The organism is Priestia endophytica DSM 13796 (genome assembly GCF_900115845.1).
GTDB classification, from domain to species: Bacteria; Bacillota; Bacilli; order Bacillales; family Bacillaceae_H; genus Bacillus_I; species Bacillus_I endophytica.
In genome coordinates, this window is sequence record NZ_FOXX01000004.1 from 116,626 (window position 1) to 133,714 (window position 17,089).

19 protein-coding genes are annotated in these 17,089 nt (G+C 36.5%); 7 read left to right on the plus strand and 12 right to left on the minus strand.

Translation table 11 applies throughout. The features are described 5' to 3' along the window. Nucleotides 1-6: 6 nt before the first annotated feature. The 3 genes from BM012_RS09575 to BM012_RS09585 all read left to right on the plus strand — a co-directional run bounded on the left by BM012_RS09575 (nt 7) and on the right by BM012_RS09585 (nt 2,400). Entirely contained in the window at nt 7-882 is an 876-nt protein-coding gene (locus BM012_RS09575; RefSeq protein WP_061804320.1) for a 50S ribosomal protein L11 methyltransferase, read from the plus strand. A gap of 72 nt (nt 883-954) precedes the next feature. After that, nucleotides 955-1,581 (plus strand): LysE family transporter, encoded by a 627-nt coding sequence (locus tag BM012_RS09580; RefSeq protein ID WP_061804444.1) that lies wholly within the window; start codon nt 955-957, stop codon nt 1,579-1,581. Nucleotides 1,582-1,644: 63 nt separating this feature from the next. After that, the gene (locus BM012_RS09585) at nt 1,645-2,400 is read left to right on the plus strand and encodes a YqcI/YcgG family protein (protein ID WP_061804319.1); all 756 of its coding nucleotides are present in this window, start codon (nt 1,645-1,647) and stop codon (nt 2,398-2,400) included. Nucleotides 2,401-2,461: 61 nt separating this feature from the next. On the opposite strand, the gene BM012_RS09590 is transcribed toward BM012_RS09585, so the two are convergent. Continuing rightward, entirely contained in the window at nt 2,462-2,779 is a 318-nt protein-coding gene (locus BM012_RS09590) for an ArsR/SmtB family transcription factor (protein WP_061804318.1), read from the minus strand. A 233-nt stretch (nt 2,780-3,012) separates the two neighbouring features. Between BM012_RS09590 and BM012_RS09595 the strand changes: the two genes are divergently transcribed. Beyond that, nucleotides 3,013-3,300, plus strand: a complete 288-nt coding sequence (locus BM012_RS09595; RefSeq protein ID WP_061804317.1) for a putative quinol monooxygenase — start codon at nt 3,013-3,015, stop codon at nt 3,298-3,300. Nucleotides 3,301-3,328: 28 nt separating this feature from the next. After that, a complete protein-coding gene (locus BM012_RS09600) occupies nt 3,329-4,069 on the plus strand; it encodes an NADPH-dependent oxidoreductase (protein WP_061804316.1) in 741 nt (246 codons plus the stop codon). Between the two features lie 41 nt (nt 4,070-4,110). On the opposite strand, the gene BM012_RS09605 is transcribed toward BM012_RS09600, so the two are convergent. Next, nucleotides 4,111-4,317 (minus strand): hypothetical protein, encoded by a 207-nt coding sequence (locus tag BM012_RS09605; RefSeq protein WP_061804315.1) that lies wholly within the window; start codon nt 4,315-4,317, stop codon nt 4,111-4,113. A 126-nt stretch (nt 4,318-4,443) separates the two neighbouring features. Between BM012_RS09605 and BM012_RS09610 the strand changes: the two genes are divergently transcribed. After that, nucleotides 4,444-5,742 carry a lysine N(6)-hydroxylase/L-ornithine N(5)-oxygenase family protein gene (locus BM012_RS09610; RefSeq protein ID WP_061804314.1) on the plus strand — a complete coding sequence of 433 codons (1,299 nt, stop codon included), beginning with the start codon at nt 4,444-4,446 and terminating at the stop codon, nt 5,740-5,742. A 53-nt stretch (nt 5,743-5,795) separates the two neighbouring features. Here the strand turns inward: BM012_RS09610 and BM012_RS09615 are convergent, their stop codons facing one another. Continuing rightward, complete coding sequence (locus BM012_RS09615) at nt 5,796-5,990, minus strand: hypothetical protein (RefSeq protein WP_019394274.1); 195 nt, start codon at nt 5,988-5,990, stop codon at nt 5,796-5,798. Between the two features lie 217 nt (nt 5,991-6,207). Between BM012_RS09615 and BM012_RS09620 the strand changes: the two genes are divergently transcribed. Beyond that, nucleotides 6,208-6,756 carry a GNAT family N-acetyltransferase gene (locus BM012_RS09620; RefSeq protein ID WP_061804313.1) on the plus strand — a complete coding sequence of 183 codons (549 nt, stop codon included), beginning with the start codon at nt 6,208-6,210 and terminating at the stop codon, nt 6,754-6,756. Here the strand turns inward: BM012_RS09620 and BM012_RS09625 are convergent. The 9 genes from BM012_RS09625 to BM012_RS09660 all read right to left on the minus strand — a co-directional run bounded on the left by BM012_RS09625 (nt 6,728) and on the right by BM012_RS09660 (nt 16,717). Then, nucleotides 6,728-7,495, minus strand: a complete 768-nt coding sequence (locus BM012_RS09625; protein WP_061804312.1) for a TatD family hydrolase — start codon at nt 7,493-7,495, stop codon at nt 6,728-6,730. The genes BM012_RS09620 and BM012_RS09625 overlap by 29 nt on opposite strands. A 1,031-nt stretch (nt 7,496-8,526) precedes the next feature. Then, nucleotides 8,527-8,691: a hypothetical protein gene (locus BM012_RS26370; RefSeq protein WP_161939304.1), complete on the minus strand. Its 165-nt coding sequence runs from the start codon at nt 8,689-8,691 to the stop codon at nt 8,527-8,529. A 514-nt stretch (nt 8,692-9,205) separates the two neighbouring features. Next, nucleotides 9,206-10,426, minus strand: a complete 1,221-nt coding sequence (locus BM012_RS09630) for an aspartate aminotransferase family protein (protein WP_061804311.1) — start codon at nt 10,424-10,426, stop codon at nt 9,206-9,208. Nucleotides 10,427-10,572: 146 nt separating this feature from the next. Next, nucleotides 10,573-11,487: a D-alanine--D-alanine ligase gene (locus BM012_RS09635; protein WP_061804310.1), complete on the minus strand. Its 915-nt coding sequence runs from the start codon at nt 11,485-11,487 to the stop codon at nt 10,573-10,575. A 4-nt stretch (nt 11,488-11,491) separates the two neighbouring features. Next, a complete protein-coding gene (gene pdxR / locus BM012_RS09640; protein ID WP_061804309.1) occupies nt 11,492-12,940 on the minus strand; it encodes a MocR-like pyridoxine biosynthesis transcription factor PdxR in 1,449 nt (482 codons plus the stop codon). Between the two features lie 426 nt (nt 12,941-13,366). Beyond that, nucleotides 13,367-13,744: an SLAP domain-containing protein gene (locus BM012_RS09645; protein WP_061804308.1), complete on the minus strand. Its 378-nt coding sequence runs from the start codon at nt 13,742-13,744 to the stop codon at nt 13,367-13,369. Between the two features lie 474 nt (nt 13,745-14,218). Next, on the minus strand, nt 14,219-15,016 hold the full coding sequence (locus BM012_RS09650; RefSeq protein WP_061804307.1) for an endonuclease/exonuclease/phosphatase family protein: 798 nt from the start codon (nt 15,014-15,016) through the stop codon (nt 14,219-14,221). Between the two features lie 222 nt (nt 15,017-15,238). Continuing rightward, nucleotides 15,239-15,736: a PTS sugar transporter subunit IIA gene (locus BM012_RS09655; protein WP_061804306.1), complete on the minus strand. Its 498-nt coding sequence runs from the start codon at nt 15,734-15,736 to the stop codon at nt 15,239-15,241. A gap of 204 nt (nt 15,737-15,940) precedes the next feature. After that, nucleotides 15,941-16,717 carry a MurR/RpiR family transcriptional regulator gene (locus BM012_RS09660; RefSeq protein ID WP_061804305.1) on the minus strand — a complete coding sequence of 259 codons (777 nt, stop codon included), beginning with the start codon at nt 16,715-16,717 and terminating at the stop codon, nt 15,941-15,943. Nucleotides 16,718-17,089 lie beyond the last annotated feature (372 nt).

A 17,089-nucleotide genomic window follows, 5' to 3' on the forward strand; every position in this document is an offset into this window, starting at 1 on the left:
CAATTAATGTTACATGAATTTACGGTACATATCCCTTATAAAAAAGCAGAAGAAATGGTCGAGAACTTAAACCTAGTTGGTCTTTATAATACGTACTACGAGGCGCCCATTGAAGTGGAAACAACATCAAACGGGTATGATTATGAAGAAAAAGAAGACGAAACTATCCCTTTTCATGTCTACATCGGGGAGGAGGAAATCGATGTCAAAGCAGTCTTACACGAGCAGTTCTCTTTTCCGAAAGAGGATATTCACTACCGCTTTCTAACAGAAGAGGATTTACTTGGACAAGCGCCGTCTTTTGAAGATATTGATCTTGAAAACGGATGGGTGATTGCGTTTCCAGACTTCTCTTCTTATGAAGGCAAACGCCGTCTTTTATTAGATCCTCAAGGTGGGTTTGGAACAGGTCTTCACGGCACAACCCAAGATTGCGTTCGGTTTATCGTTTCCCAAGATCTGAAGGGACAGAGCGTATTAGATCTTGGGACAGGATCTGGAATTTTAAGCATCGCCGCTTCCCTTGTTGGAGCTCAAACGGTAGAAGCAGTCGATATTGAACCCGTTGAACGTGAAGTGCTCTATAATGCAGCGCTAAATGAAGTATCTAATATTACCGTTCATCAGCTGGATGTCATGCATACAGAGGGAGTGATCACAGCTCAATATGATTGGATCTTTGTCAATATCGGTGGAGATGAAGCTGTTACGATTATAAACGCGCAGCAGCTTCTTTCTAAAACATCCCATATTCTAATCTCTGGTATGGTAGACTGGAACACCCTTGTCGTTGAAGAGCTTTTACAGGACCATGGATTTCAACCGATTCATCGTGTTCAAACAGAAGAATGGGTCACAATGGCCTTTCAAAAGATGAAATAATCAACATACATCCTTCACCATACGAATAAAGTAAAAGAGGTGTACAAGTTCTATTGAAGGAGGAACCGTGTGGTGAGTTTATGGATTAGTTCATTTCTGTTAGGATTGTCTCTTGCCGCTCCTGTGGGACCCATTACAGCCGCACAGCTTGATAAAGGGATGAGGTACGGATTTATGCATGCGTGGATGTTTGGACTTGGCTCCTTTATAGCCGATGTTCTGTATATGATGCTCATCTTTTTTGGAGTTGTGCACTTTTTAGAAGCTCCACTCGTCAAAACGTTCCTATGGTGTTTCGGCTTTTTTGTGCTTCTTTATACAGGGATTGAAATTTTGTGGAACGCGCGCTCAACCGATCTTTCAACGCGTTCCCGTCAAGATAAAACACTATGGAGTTCCTCGTTTTCAGGCTTTTTAATGTCGCTGTCTAATCCGTTAACCGTTCTGTTTTGGATTGGGATTTACGGCTCGGTTTTGGCTCAAACTGCTGATCAATACGGGACAAGTCAAATGTTACTAAGTAGCCTTGCGATGTTTGCGGGGATTATGCTATGGGATGTGGGGATGGCCTTTATGGGAAGTAGCGCTCGTCGCTTTTTAACACCTGGTTTATTCTTTATGATTTCGTGCTGCTCTGCGCTTTTTATGATCGGATTTGCGTGTTACTTCGGAATAAAGGCCTTCCACAGCTTGTTTTAAACAGTGGACTGTCACCCATTTCTTCCTCTTTTAATACGTTGTAGCAGAGGAGGAATGGAAAGGATGACAACACTATATACAAAAGAGACGTTAGAAGAAAATCCAACGCTATTACAGGCCTGGGAGCGGGAAGTGTTTACTCGTTTTAGCGAGAAGCTATCGAGTAAACAAGCACTGTTTCCGTGTATCCCTGCAACACAAGGGTTTGCTCTGAATCAGCTCCGTTATGGATTTTTACGTGATATCAGGACGGATGAATCGGCTCAAGACTTGAAAGAGCTTCTTACTCGTTATACGAAGATTTCTCGTTCAACAGGTAAATATGCATCCCTCATCGTTTTTGCAGAGACGCCGGAGGATGCTGTAAAGACTTATAAAGTCGAAGATTACTATACCTTGTTTTGGAAGACGTTAAATACGCTTGCCCAAGAAGACGAAAAAGAGTGGCCAATGCACATTCCAAAAGATGCAAACGATCCATCATGGGAATTTTGTTTTCACGGTGAGCGATATTTTATGTATTGTGCAACTCCAGCCCACAAAAGACGTCAAAGCCGTTCGTTTCCGTGTGTGATGTTGGCTATTACGCCGCGCTGGGTATTAGAGACGTTTAATGCAACAAAACAAAAAAGTCAACGTGTACAAGAATCCATCAGAAAGCGCCTTGTTGCCTATGATAGCATTGAGCCTCATCAAGACTTGAACGTGTACGGCACAGAAAATAACTATGAGTGGAAGCAGTATTTCCTACCCGATGATGAAACTTCTCATGCGAAATGTCCGTTCGAACATCTCTGGAAAGAAAAACACTCCAAATAGCATGAAAAAGAGCCGAAAAAGGAGAGAAAATCTCTCTTTTTTCGGCTCTTTTTAACTTGTTTTACTCAATATGCGCCTCATCTGCTCTGAGGACAGACGGAAGGAGACCAGGAAAAAGGGCTTCTAAATCTTCTGTTCGAAGAGAATAGAAATGCTGTGTTCCTTCAATTCGTACTTTAATCACACCCGCTTCCCTCAGCACTTTAAAATGGTGGGAAAGCGTGGATTTTGCTATGTTTAAATGTAAATAAGGGCTGCAATATTGCTCCGTTGTTTCCGAAAGTCCTTTTACAATCTTTAGACGAAGTGGATCACTCAGCGCATGTAAAACAGACGGTAATTTAATATCTTTTCTTGATGGTTGATATGGTGTTCTCATGATTTTACTGTATCATACTTACTGAGCTAGAGCTACTTCTTCCTCATCTCAACATTTTCCAAACCAAAATGATTGCAGTCTTAATTCCTTTATGATAAAGTTTCATTGTTCGATATTTATAGAACAAACAAGTGAAAAACGTGTAATCTCATCTCTCTTTGGGAAAAAGAAGAGGGAAAGAATGGCTTTAAAGTTCGATTAATTTCGAACAAACTAAAGGAGGAATATCCCATATGATCGGAATCGAAGCAAAAATGGTAGTAAGAGAAGATAAGCGCGAAGAGTTTTTACAAGAAGCAAAAGCGTTAATTGAAGGAACGCGCAATGAAGAAGGAAACATCAGCTATACGCTATTTGAAAGCACAGAAAACAAAAATGAATTTTTAATGTTAGAAGAATGGAAAGACGAAGAAGCTGTAGCTTCTCATAATGGAGCTCCTCATTTTGTAGCATTTGTAGGCAAAGCAAAAGAACTTCTTGCAGGTCCTTTACAAGCTAAAAAATTTGAAAAGAACGCCTAATGTGTTAGAAGAAAGGGAGATGATCATCATGAATTCAGTACTTGAAACATTAAACGATCATCGTTCTATTCGTCAGTATACGAATGAACCGGTATCAGAAGAGCAGCTAACAGCTATCATTGATGCTGTACAAGCTGCACCATCTTCGATTAATGGTCAACAAGTTACAGTCATTACGGTACAAAATCCTGAAACAAAGAAAAAAGTAGCGGACCTTACAGGAGGTCAAGTGTGGATTGAGCAAGCCCCTGTATTCCTTTTATTCTGCGCAGATTTTAACCGTGCGAAAATTGCAACAGAGCTAACGGGCACAGAGCTGAAAGTGACAGATGGAGCAGAGTCGGTTCTTGTTGGCGCGACGGATGTGGGGATTGCTGTTGGAACGGCAACAGCAGCGGCGGAGTCTATGGGGCTTGGTACAGTGCCAATTGGTGCAGTTCGAGGCCGTATGGATGAGATGATTGAGCTGTTTGATATTCCAGAATACGTATTTCCTGTATGTGGTCTTGTTGTCGGTCACCCAGCAGATCGTTCAGCGAAAAAACCACGCTTCCCACAAGAAGCAGTGCGTCATGCTGAAAAATACAACAACAATCTTAAAGGGTTCGTTCAACAATACGATGAACAAATCTCAGCTTACATGATAAATCGTACAAATGGAAAAGAAACGCGTACATGGTCAGAAACCATTTCTTCTCTTTATACACGCGTTTACTATCCACATATTAAAGAAATGCTGAACAAACAAGGCTTCAGCTTGAAAGAATAGTTTCAAAAAAACGAGGGGACCTCATCGGTCTCCTCGTTTTTTTATGATTTGTCCCACCTTATAAGCTTAATGATAATAAAAACCGCTTGCAAAATGGCTAAAAACACCGCGAGACAAAGAACGCCAATCAGCCCAATGATGACGTTTGTACTTAACAAGTTTGGAAAAAATATGTTCATGAAAAAGACTACAGTGCTTGCTGAAATTAACGCAAAGGTAATATAAGCAGAAATCCATTTCTCCCACATAAACTCGCTCCTTTTTCTTCCTTTATTGTTGATATGTCCTCACCGCCTCGTTTTTATGCATGCTAGGTTTTCCTTTTCAAAAGACAGGGAATAATCCTTTATACGGAATAAAAAAGGAGAGATAGAATGAAAAAAATAGATGCAGTGATTATCGGTGGAGGACCCTATGGATTAGGTCTTGGCGTTCTTGCTGAAGAAATAGAGAATTTCGAGGTCCTTGTATTTGAGCGGGAAGATTCCCTTGAGTGGCATCCAGGGATGTTACTTGATGGTACAACGCTACAAGATGCTTTTTTAGCTGATTTAGTCACGCTATTAAACCCAAAAAGTCCGTATACATACTTAAACTATCTTCATGAACACGATCGTCTTCATGCCTTTTTCTTTTTTGAAGACTTTGAAGTGCCTCGCAAAGAGTTTAGTTCCTATTTGAAGTGGGCCGGAAGTCAACTCCCAACGCTTCGTCTGCGTCGTGAAGTCACAGACGTGTTAGAAACGGGAGATGGATACATGGTGAAGGTGCAAAATTATGAGAGCGGAGAGGAAGAAACATATGAAACACGTCACGTTGTGCTTGGGACAGGTCATGAACCAAATGTTCCAGAATTTGTGTACTCTCTCCCTTCACGTGATGTATTTCACACAAGCCGCTATCTGTACCGAAAAGATGAGATTAAAGAAGGGGACACCGTCACAATTATCGGCTCTGGTCAAAGCGCTGCTGAAATTTATTACGATCTTCTGCAGCGGAAGCGAGACGAATCGTTCACCTTAAATTGGTATACACGCTCTGGTGGTTTTTTTCAAATGGAATCTGCTAAAATGGCTCAGCAGCTATTTTCACCAGACTATATCCGCTATTTTCGAACGCTTCCTGTCGACAAGCGAAAAGGCACGGTAGATGACTTATCAAAGCTACGACACGGGGTGAAAGGATCTTTGCTAGAATCCATTTACAAAGAGCTTTATCATCAATCGATTGACGGAGAACCTCTTACGACAACGATTATGCAAACAACTTCTCTTGAAGATATCGAAGAAAAAGAAGAAGGCTACACGCTTACGCTTCATCATACAGAGAAAGACGAATTATTCCAAATTCACTCTGATAAAGTGATTTTGGCTACAGGCTACAAACCACGTATTCCTGACTGGTTAGAACGATTTGAAAATAAAATCGTATGGGAAGATGAACACGTATTTAAAGTAGATGATCATTACCGAATTGTAAGAGAAGAAGAAAGCAAGGGACATCTTTACACGCTTACAAACTTAGAATACTCGCACGGCTCTGGAGCAACGAATTTAAGCTTATCTCCATACCGAAATGCGACCATTTTACACAACATGACCGGAGAGGAACATTTTCGTATTCCGAAAAACTCGGTATTTCAAACTTTTTTCCCAAAGGAAGAGGGGCTATAATATAAGAAAGCCACACAGAATAGGCTGTGTGGCTTTCTTATTCACCAATAAATTTAGGACTTGTGATGAGAGCGGTGTTCTTTTTCTTGTATTCCTGCTAGTTCGTTTCGAAATGGACGAAACGGGCGTTGTACAACATTTGAAGTTAAAAACCACAGAGTTGCCAAAAAACCAATTCCAATAAAAGCTATCCCCGCGAGAATTCCATAGAGCCATAGGGAATGATCGAACAGGAAAGAAAGAATCACTGACCCAACACCTCCTTCACTATTTATTGTAAATGACAAATATTTCAACGACAAGTTAATCTTTTATTACATTTTATTTATTATATGAGGAAAATATTTTTTTTATAAAACCCCGTGTTTTTTGGCATTTTGTCTATATTTTCATATATTACAATAGCAAAAAAGAGAAAATAGAGAACGAAAAGAGAGTAAATAGAGAAACGGGAGGAAAAAACGTATGCTTGTGACAAAAAGACTTCGTTTACGACCGATGTTGCTCGGGGATGCTTCGTCTCTTTTTAACGTGTGGTCTGATGAAGAAACAACCAAATACATGGACATTGAGCCCTTAACATCACTCCAGCAAGCAGAAGAGATGATTTCGTTTTTTATCGTGTTAACACAGCGAGGAAAAGGTCATCATTTTACACTTGTTACAGAAGAGAGTAAAGACATTATCGGCACGTGTGGGTTTCATGAATGGAATCATGATCATCATCGAGCGGAAATTGGCTATGAATTAAGTAGAGACTATTGGGGCCATGGCTATATGAAAGAAGCGCTTCATATTCTGCTTCATACAGGATTTCATCAATATGGCTTAAAACGTATTGAAGCGAAAATTGATCCTCATAATCATCGGTCTCGTTACTTACTAGAAAGTCTTGGATTTCAAAAAGAAGGCGTACTTCGTTCCTATGAAGAATTGAAAGGACGTCGAGTAGATCTTGAGCTTTATTCACTTCTTAAAGAAGAGTTTACGCTTTCATTGAAAAAAGATTCTTAATATTGTGTTTCATTTGATCTCTCAACACGATAGGATCAATGGATTTTAAGGAAGACACCGTTTTTTCGACATGCGGAAGCAGCAAAGGAGATGTTTCACAGTGGGCAAAACGTTTTTGAAAAGGCCATGGACCGTCTGTCTCAAGAAGGAGTTGTGAAAGCGGAATACGCTTCACTAACTCTTGAGCTCGTTTCCGATAGCAGACTTCAGGCGTTACAGAGACATAATAGCCTGCATTTATAATGTGTTGCGTTGTCTGTTCATCGCCTTTAAACCAGTGAAAATGCGCTTTCTTAATCTTATGTGCTTGAAGGTGACGGTAAACAAGCGGAGCGCCCATATGAACAGCATGCAAAAGAAGAGGGAGGTGATACATTTTAGCCGTTTGTACCATCTCTAAAAATAGCGCTTCGTATTGTTTTTTAACGTACGGATGAAAGGCATCTTCACGGTACTGTGGCATCCCAACTTCACCTATAGCTGAGAAATGAGACGTTTCATGATCAATTAAATCATGCCACTCATGGAGATCACGAGAAGATGGAAGCGGATGCTCTGGGTGAAAACCAGCGGCTGCAATAATGAAGTTCGGATAGCGGCTTTTTAATTCTAATGTACGATAACTCGAAACTAAATCTGTTGAAACAGCTACAATGCCCGTAATTCCATAATCTTGCCAGTGTTTGATTCGTTCTAGAATATTGGAATATTCAGCAAGGTGCAGGTGCGCATCAATCATCTAACATCATCCTTTATGTAAGAGTTACCGTTTATTATAAAGAAATGAGACGCCTTCGAAAAGAATTCTTGTTTAGAAACTATAGCATTGCATGCTATTATGTTGAAGGAATATCAGCTAGATGATTCATTGAAAATATAAAAAATCTTTATTTATGACTGATCGTGTGTGTAAACTCACAATGAATGATATGAAAACATTCAAAAAAAATTGTATGAAATTCATAAGCATTTTATTTTTTTCGTCTCATAACGTTAAGTTAACTTAGTTCATGAGACAGAAAATCACTATTTTATTCAACTTCCTATAATATATATTATGTAAACTAGAAAAATGAAGAAAGAGAAGAGGTTTTATTTCTTCATCCCCTATGCTAACGTTTCTCAGAGAAGTTTTTCTTTTGGATTTTTAGATTGAAGCTTCAGATTTTCATGTTAACATCGTCATTTATTTTAAACTTTCACGCCGCTTTTATAAATCTTAATTCATATTGAATCTTAAATCTTCATGTTTGGTTGCAATCAAATGGATAGAAAAATACATGTTATAGTGACAATTAATGAATTAAGCTCGTTTCAATCATTTTTACATCTTATCCGGACTTTGCTGCTTGATAAGCTTTTGGAACGTTTATACTCCGCTGGTTCATTAAAATCCTAGGATTAGCTTGAAAATGATTAAATTGCAAATCTCATTTGTCTCAGAATGTTTAATTTGCTTTGTATCTATATGAGAATTAAAAAATTAAAGGGTTAAGAACTCCCGCTTCTCTAAAAGAAGTTATTGATGTTTGAATTCATAGGAACAAATCGACTTAGAGCCACAAATGGTTTTGGTGTTAGAAAAAGGTGAAAAAGAGCGCCTCTTTCGTTATGGAGCTTTTACAGATTGCAAAGGATTATGAACCTAAAATCAATCCAGAAGTTTTTTTATGTGTTTTTACAAGACATAATTTCAAGGATAAAAATATATTTTTATCCCCTCTCTTCTCCTTTAAATAAATTTTCTTCACTTTAATTGCCTTTAATTTTTTAAGGAATACCATTCCCTTGGAGGCGTTCTACATATGTTGGATCTATAGGGTTATTTCCTCCCCACTGTACATATCTACTACTATGTCCTTGTGTATTAAAATATAGAAATACAGTTATTGTTAAGCTTGTGATACCTAGTAAAGGGATTGCAAATTTCTTCATCTCTTTCTCCTTTGTAAATATAATCATCAGTTATTAAACTATTCTTTCATAGTATCGTACAAATTGCCAAGGTTTGGGTGCACAAGAGGAGATCCCGCTTATTCCAGAACTAAAAGAGCAATCTCCGTTCTATAATAGCACGGAGACAGTAAGGGTCAAACCTAAATTGAGAACAAATATTGGTGACATACAAACACGTCTTTAATATTACTAAGTATTTTGGACTTACCATAAGGTCATTGCTCTATACTTTCTCCTATTTGAATTATCTCTACAACGTATCTATACGATAGTTATTGCCTTCAGATCCCTTGAAAAGCAAAAAACCAATCCCTTCATTTACCGCTGAGTAAAAAATGAGGTTGGTTTTTACTTATTATTTTTATTTAAATAAAAATTTTTTAGAATAATTAACTTTTAGAACACTGTATTAACAAAAAATAGATTACAATACACTACTTTACTTAGCCTAAGACCTAATCAAAGGCGGTATTTATTTTGAATTAAGCATATATCACAATACACTTGTCAAGGCTACTGATTTTGGAATGCAGGAAATAAATTGATTGATAAATTCATCGATTTCCGCTTTCGTAATGATATAAGGAGGAAGTAAACGAATAGTGTTTCCGTTTGTAACGTCCACTAGCATTCCCTTATTCAGTAATTCTAGCTGTAGTTTTTTTGCGTTTTTATGAGTGTCATGAGTACTGATCCCAAACATCATGCCACAATAACGTACTTCTTTGATAAAATAAGAATTTTCCTCCTGAATTTTTTGAAGTTTTTCATTCAAATATAAGGACATTTCATAAGACTTTTGCATTAAACCATCATCAATTAATGTGTTTAATACAGCTAATCCTAAAGCCGTACCAATTGGAGAATGAGCAAATGTTGTGCCATGGTCACCTGGTGAGAATACATCATAAAGTCGTGACCCTACTATTATCCCTCCTAAGGGTGTACCGCCACCCGCTGCTTTACCAAATTGAATAATATCAGGTGTAATATCAAAATGTTGATAAGCAAACAATTTTCCCGTTCTCCCTATACCACTTTGCACCTCGTCAACAATAAATAACATATTATACTGTCTACAAAGCTCTTCGACCCCTTTTAAATACTCCCCTGACAAAGGATATACCCCACCACTTCCTAATACAGGCTCTAGCATAATAGCAAGCGGCTTTTTCTTGAGTATTATTCTTTCTAGTTCCTTTAAATTCTCTCGTTCCACCTCATATACAGGAATAGATGTACGAGGGAAATTCTGATATACATTTTCTTGTCTTGTAAAGTGAAGAGCACCTAATGTACGTCCATGAAAACTTTCTTTAAGTACAACAACTCCATCCTGTTTTTGATTTGTTATATGTCTGTACTTGTGAATTAGTTTTAAAGTTGCCTCGGTAGCTTCCGCACCTGAGTTTGTATAATAGACTTTCCCATCTTTTAAAGAATAATCGACTAATTTTTTAGCATATTCAATAGCAACTGGGTTTAAAAAATGAAAAGGAAGATGTAAACATTTTTCAACTTGTTCAAAGGTGGCTTTTATAATATTAGGATGATTGTAGCCTAATATATTCACTCCTACACCAGAGAATAAATCAAGATATTCTTTACCGTTGACATCATAAAGCTTACAACCTTTTCCCTTTTCTATAGCAACTGGCATGCGGAGATACGTAGACATTAAATATTCTTTATCTAATTGAAACCAATTGATCATACATGATCCCCCTTAGGTGCCATCACATTCATAGCAATACACAGCTTTATGACCATTCCTGAATTGACAGCACCATCATCTTCTGTAATTTGAGTTTATGAGTATTTTTAATCTTCTACGGAAACATGAGTGCATTTAAAATGCAATTAGAAACCTTCGCTTCTCCTAACTTGCAAGGAGGTGTCAATAATGATATCCAACAGCTTGTTATAGGGAATTCCTGCCGCATGAGCACTTTTAGGAAGTAAACTATTTTTTGTCATTCCAGGCAATGTATTTACTTCCATAACATACGGAATTCCATCTTTTATAATCATATCCACTCTAGCATAAACACTGCATTTCAATGCTCTATAGCAAGCCATTGCAGCTTCAGCGACGCGGTCATGGATATTAGGTGGAAGTTCTATAACCTCCTCAATCGTAGCGCTATCATGGTATTTCGTATGATAATCAAAAAACTCAGCCGTATGTTGAATTGAAATGATAGGTAAAAGCTTTCCGTCCAAAATAGAACATGTAATTTCTTCGCCCTTTATATATTTTTCAATTACTAGTTCAGTATCCCATTTGAATACCTCTTCAAGAGAGGAAAGTAAGGAATCCTGATCGTTTACGATTGTTACTCCTATACTGGAACCACCTAAATTTGGTTTTACGACTAATGGATACCCCATTTTATCTATTTCGTCTAATTGAAGATTTTCTATATTGGAAAGGTGAATCCAATCTGGTGTTTGAATGCCCTCATAACGAATCATTTTTTTCGCTATATGTTTATCCATACAAATCCCGCTTGATAACATGTCACTTCCGGTATATGGAACGTCGAGGGTTTCCAGAGTAGCTTGAACCATGCCATCCTCTCCATATTTCCCATGAAGAGCTAATAGAGCAATATCAACATTTCTTATCTTTTCAATAAGATCTTTTTTGTCATTTAATTTAATAGGTACAACTTCGTATTTACTCTTATCCAAATGTCCAATCATTTCTTCCCCTGTCATCAGGGACACTTGTTTTTCGGAGGACACTCCTCCCATAATAACGCCAACTCTCATTTTTTCAACTCCCCATTTTCATTTTCAATGTATCACCAATTATTCTAATTCCCTGGATAATATCTTCTTCGTTCAATCTAGAGAATCCCAATCGAAACGTATTACTTCCTCTTCCATCCGTGTAAAAAACATCCCCAGGAGAAAAAACCACTCCCTTTTCATAACAATTTTTCAAAAGTGTACGAGCATTAATTCCTTTTTCTAACTCTATAAAAAGATGAAGCCCCCCGTCCCCAGTTATTCTCTTTAATGGAATGTATTGATTACAAGCTTGAAGGGATAGCTCATATTTTTTCTTATAAACAGATTTGGCCTTTTTTAAATATTTTTCAAAATAGCCATCATGCAAATATTGAAAAAGCACTGCCTGATCCAGTGTGGAGGTGTGAATAGTCCGTGCCCTTTTCATACTCTCCAGCCAGTGAATTAATTCTTTATCTGCTAAAATCCAACCAACACGTAAGCCTGGAAAAAGAATTTTTGAAAAGCTGCTGATATAAATAACGTTGTTTCCAGATCCTGCGAAAGTCAATAAAGGTGCTAGATGGGAACCTGAGTAACGTAACTCCTCATTAAAACCATCTTCTATAATAGGAATTTGATATTTTGAAAAGAGTTTCATGATTTTGGTCCTTTTTTCAGAGGAGGTCACAATCCCGGTCGGATTATGATAGGACGGAATTAAATATGCAAAATCAAAATCCGCTTGAGATAAGCTTTTCTCAACTTGATCAATATCGATACCATCATCCTTCATGTCTATCCCGTGGACCTCAAGTCCATGTAATCGAAAAAGTTTTAATGCGGTATGATGAGTAGGATTTTCACATATAATACGTCCTGATTTTTTAGTTAGAGAAGACAATAGGATATCCAGCCCCTCAGTGAAGCCATTTGTGATAAGAATATCCTTGTTGGAAATATCTATCCCTTTCATTTCCATATAGTGTAGAAGGTAATTTATTAGGGGTTTGTAACCTTTTGCATATCCGTAGTTCAAAACAATATCTCCTTCAATTGACATCCGAGTGAGAAAAGCCCTTTTAAAGTTTTCAACATCAAAAAGCTTTTCGTCTGGAGCAATGCTATTGAATGAAATCATGCCTTTTTCCCAGCGAACACCATGTTTCATTAAATCTAATTCATCCGCTAGCAAGGTAGCGGTATTGAGCTTTTCTTTCCAGTCTAGTTTTATAGATGGTGTTTTGGATACATCGACTTTCCCCACAAAATTTCCTTTTCCCTTTATTGCATAGATTAGGCCTTCTTGTTCTAAGTCCGCGTAAGCAGTGAGAACAGTATTTCTACTGACCGATAATAATTTACTAAGTTCTCGGGTAGATGGAAGTTTCTGGTCCTCCAATAGATGTCCTTTCATAATCATTTTTTTAAAGTAATCCTTTAATTGAATATAAACCGGACGATTATCCGTAAGCTTAAAATCATTAAACACTTCCTTTTCCCCCTTGCTATCATTTTTACATAAGTAACCACTACCTCAAAAGGTCCACCACATATGTATTTTCTTTAACTAGCGGTATGGTTTTATTCCCCATCTATACAGTTTATACATATAGATAATATTGTAATTTAAAATTCGCTTCATCTTCCTCCTTTTACTTTAGCGGTATTCCACGTTATAAAATGACTCTCTGTTTCCGGTTTACACATTTTCTTATGCAACCGAAATATGAGCAGAATTACAATTTTGAATGGAGATAGTCTTTGCACCTAAACTAGCGACGTGAATCTACATAAATAAAAAGGATACTGTTCATCAGCATCCTTTTTATTTATGTTAGGTTATAATTCCCTCTTGATAATCCTCTATCCTTTTGAGAAAAAAGCCAATATGAAAAGAAAGATTTTCAAAACGGCTTTAAAGTATTTCTAATTGCCCATTTTCAAAAGCGATCTGCGGTGTATAACTGTCCTTTGGAAATATAAAGGTCCAAGGCATACTCACTCCGGGTCGAATAGTAAGCGCAGGTAGAGTAAACACCTTGTCTGCGATGACTTCTCCCCTTATGCTGTAAAGTAACCTTGCATTAATAAATGTTAAAAGACGGTCCGTACCATTATGGACCAATACAGATACTAATAGAGCTTCCTTATGGTTAATTGCTTCTCGTATAGGAGAGCAAAAAATGGTGGAGCTGTTTAGATGTTTTGTTTCATTAAAGATTCTTTCAATATTTTCTCGGTCCTGATTAGCTAATGCTTTATCCCAAGACGTTTCAAATTGTAATTGTTGCATAACTAAAACCACCTTTTGAAGGTTAAGTGTAACATAAGTGGAAGAAAGACTGAATTAAACTAATTTGTCTCTTTAGTTGTCAAATTCCTCATTTTATCACCTTGTTCCCCTCTATATCATAATCTTACTATATTGAGTTTTTATGGAATGATGAACACCGCTCCATCAATAATGTGGTAACAAACCAAAAAAGCTTAAAAATTATTTAAGCTTTTTAACAGGTTATTTTTGGTAAAAGAGAGCGGAAATTGTTAGAGAAGGCTATGTGAATTCTCCGCTCCCTTTTGAATTTACAAGGTTTTTTGTTATTTAATTGTGTTCTTTTTAATTGTTTTTATTTTAGAATAGTTAACTTTTAGAACACTGTGTTATCAAAAATAGGTTATAAGCTATTACTTAAATGACAATATATAATATCGTAACTACTAGCTATTATGCTCAAACAACGTTTCTATAAAAAAGCTTCTCTTATTTCTATAATTTAAGCATCTTAGTTTCCACACCAAAGTGATCAGATACAACTAATTTGTTCTTATCATTAAAGATTACATTTGAATATTCTACCTGAACAGGCTTATTTGTTAAAATTAAATCCAATCTCAAGTCTTCCTTGTTGTCACTCCAACCTGCAATTTTCCCTTTCACTGTAATTCCTTCATCCTTTTTCTCTGCAAGATGGTACGTGTCATAAAGACCGTGAGTTAGCAAGTATTCATAGCCTTCTCCTTTAAGAAAAGCATTGTTGTTAAAGTCTCCCATCAGAAAGAATGTTTCATCCTTATTTACATGTTGAAGAAGGTTATCTGCTTGATTTTTAAATGGTTCCTCTTCATCATGCCACCACCCCATATGACATGAGTAAAAGGAAATCGGGTTGTTATTGTATGTAATTGTAGCACCGACAATTTTTCGTGTTTTCCAATGGTTAATCACGTCTGTTCCCTTAGAAACAAAGAATGAATGTTTCTCTATCATGGGATGCTTTGTTAAGATAGCCACTCCTTCTTCGTATGTTTCATAAGCGATATGAGCAAGATCCCAAACAAACGAGTATTCAGTACTACCTAACTTTTTAAGTTCCTGTAACAATACGAATGCAAAATTGTTTTCTCTAATATTGTCGTATATATATAGTTTATCAATAGACTGACTTACCTCTTGTAGTGAGATAACATCATATGATTTTTCCTGAATGATTTGTGCTAAATACTTTATTTTCTCTATTTGATTTTCCTCCTGCCAGGAATGACAGTTTAAAGTTAGGATTTTCATTTACTTTATACCTCCGACCGACTTTAGGGATTTGATCAAAGTACACGTTGAATGAAAAGACTCTCTGATTGCAGCAATCAAAAAGGAGGATTCTCTCCCCCTTTTTTTAAAAAGATCTATAGCCTTATTTACAGCAACTAAAGGCCTTAGGTAACAAGGCTACACCCTATCTATTAAAACAAAATGTATTTGGTTTTTAGCCGTTCGACTACTCAGCATAAGTTATTTTAAATTACACTTTAAAATTAATTCTTGTCTTGACACCTCTGAGGTAGAGAATTGCTCCATATTATCTAATTTGTCTAGGGTATTTGTAATAATAATAGGAGTAACAATCTCTTTATTCTTACTTTCTAAGAAAGGGATATCAAAGGTTGATAATACATCGCCTGCTTTTACAGATTGTCCTTCTTCTACAAATGTTTCAAATCCTTCTCCTTTAAGGTCAACAGTCTCTAATCCAACATGAATGAGAATTTCTAAGCCTCTCACAGACTTAATTCCTATCGCGTGTTTAGTAGGGAAAACTTGAACGATCTCCCCCTCCACTGGGGACAAAAGCTTTCCTTCTTTCGGTATGATTGCGATACCATCTCCCATCATTTTATTTGAAAAAACAGGATCAGGCACTTCCGCTAATGAAATAATCTCTCCAGTAAGAGGAGAATATATTTCTTCTGTTTGAGTTTTTACTTTCTTTTGAAATAAATTTTTAAACATTTATGTCAGCTCCTATGTTTTAGAATAGTTCTTTAATACATGTGGTGAAAGACAATTCATTCATTCCAAAAAATATATGTATAGTACCTAAATAATGATAATCACTATATAGAAAATAGATTGCAATTTAGATAGCCGTACTCCTTATCAAAGGGAATAGGAATTTGTATATTTTGATAGATTTCTTCTTTTTGTTATAGCTTATTAGGATTCTTCTTTTTGAGACACTTCAATATGTTGTCGATACTCTACATACTTTCGAAACAATGTTTCCCCAACAATAAAAAGGGTGGAAAATGTCGGAACTGTAGTGCCATCATCTAACTTAGTTTCTGAGCAATTAGCATATAAGTTGAAAGGAGTCATTCTGGCTAACACATTATTTCTTAAATTTGTTATAGAAATGAAGGGAATTCCTTTTGAAACGATCGATCGTACTGTAGGAACCATTATCGGTGTATCACCTGATAATGAGATAATAATCACAACGTCCCGAACCGTTACGTCTCTGATGATCATCTCAAACTCTGAATGAACTCGTATAACATGTAAATAGCGTTGCATAGCACGAAACATTCTTTGCAGTTCATATGCACAATTCAACTGTAAATCCCCAGTTCCATAAACAAATATCCGTTCAGATTGCTCTATTAGCCCACATATCTCATGAAAATTTTTGGTTTTCGTATATTTTAGAGTTTCTTGTATGTCTGTGCTCAATACTTCCACACTGCTTACTTGTTCACTCGGTCCTTCTTGGTCTTCCCATTTTAAAAAAACACGAAATTCACTATAACCACTAAAACCTAGTTTTTGGGCTAAACGGAGAATCGATGAACGAGAAACATTACATTTATCCGCTAAACTGTTGATTCCTAGCTCATAGCATGAACTTTTATGATTTAGAACGTACTTTAAGATATGAAAATCATTTTCATGTAATTGATTATAATATTTGTTAATTAACTCTTCTAACTTCATCGTTTTTGTGCCCTCCTCAGTTTTTTATATTCTATCACATTCTTTAATACGTAAAGGAGAGGACATAAAACCAAGAGAACGAGAAGTGTTAGTGATTTTTATATCTTTTATTTACCTATATTCATTAACATAGATTTTAAAATATGCTCCGGGATTACATGCATTTTTTCATGATCTGTTCTAGGAAACAGGAATAGGATTTCTGTTTTATAAGTACTTCACCCCTTGTAATACCCATTAAAGTTTTCTTCATATATCTTCTGTTCAATATTCTCACCGCTTGCATTATCTTTATAGCATATCTAAAAAACAGTAACAATAAATCACAAGCAATATGGTCCTAATCACAGTTTTTGTTCTTTTTCTCATCTT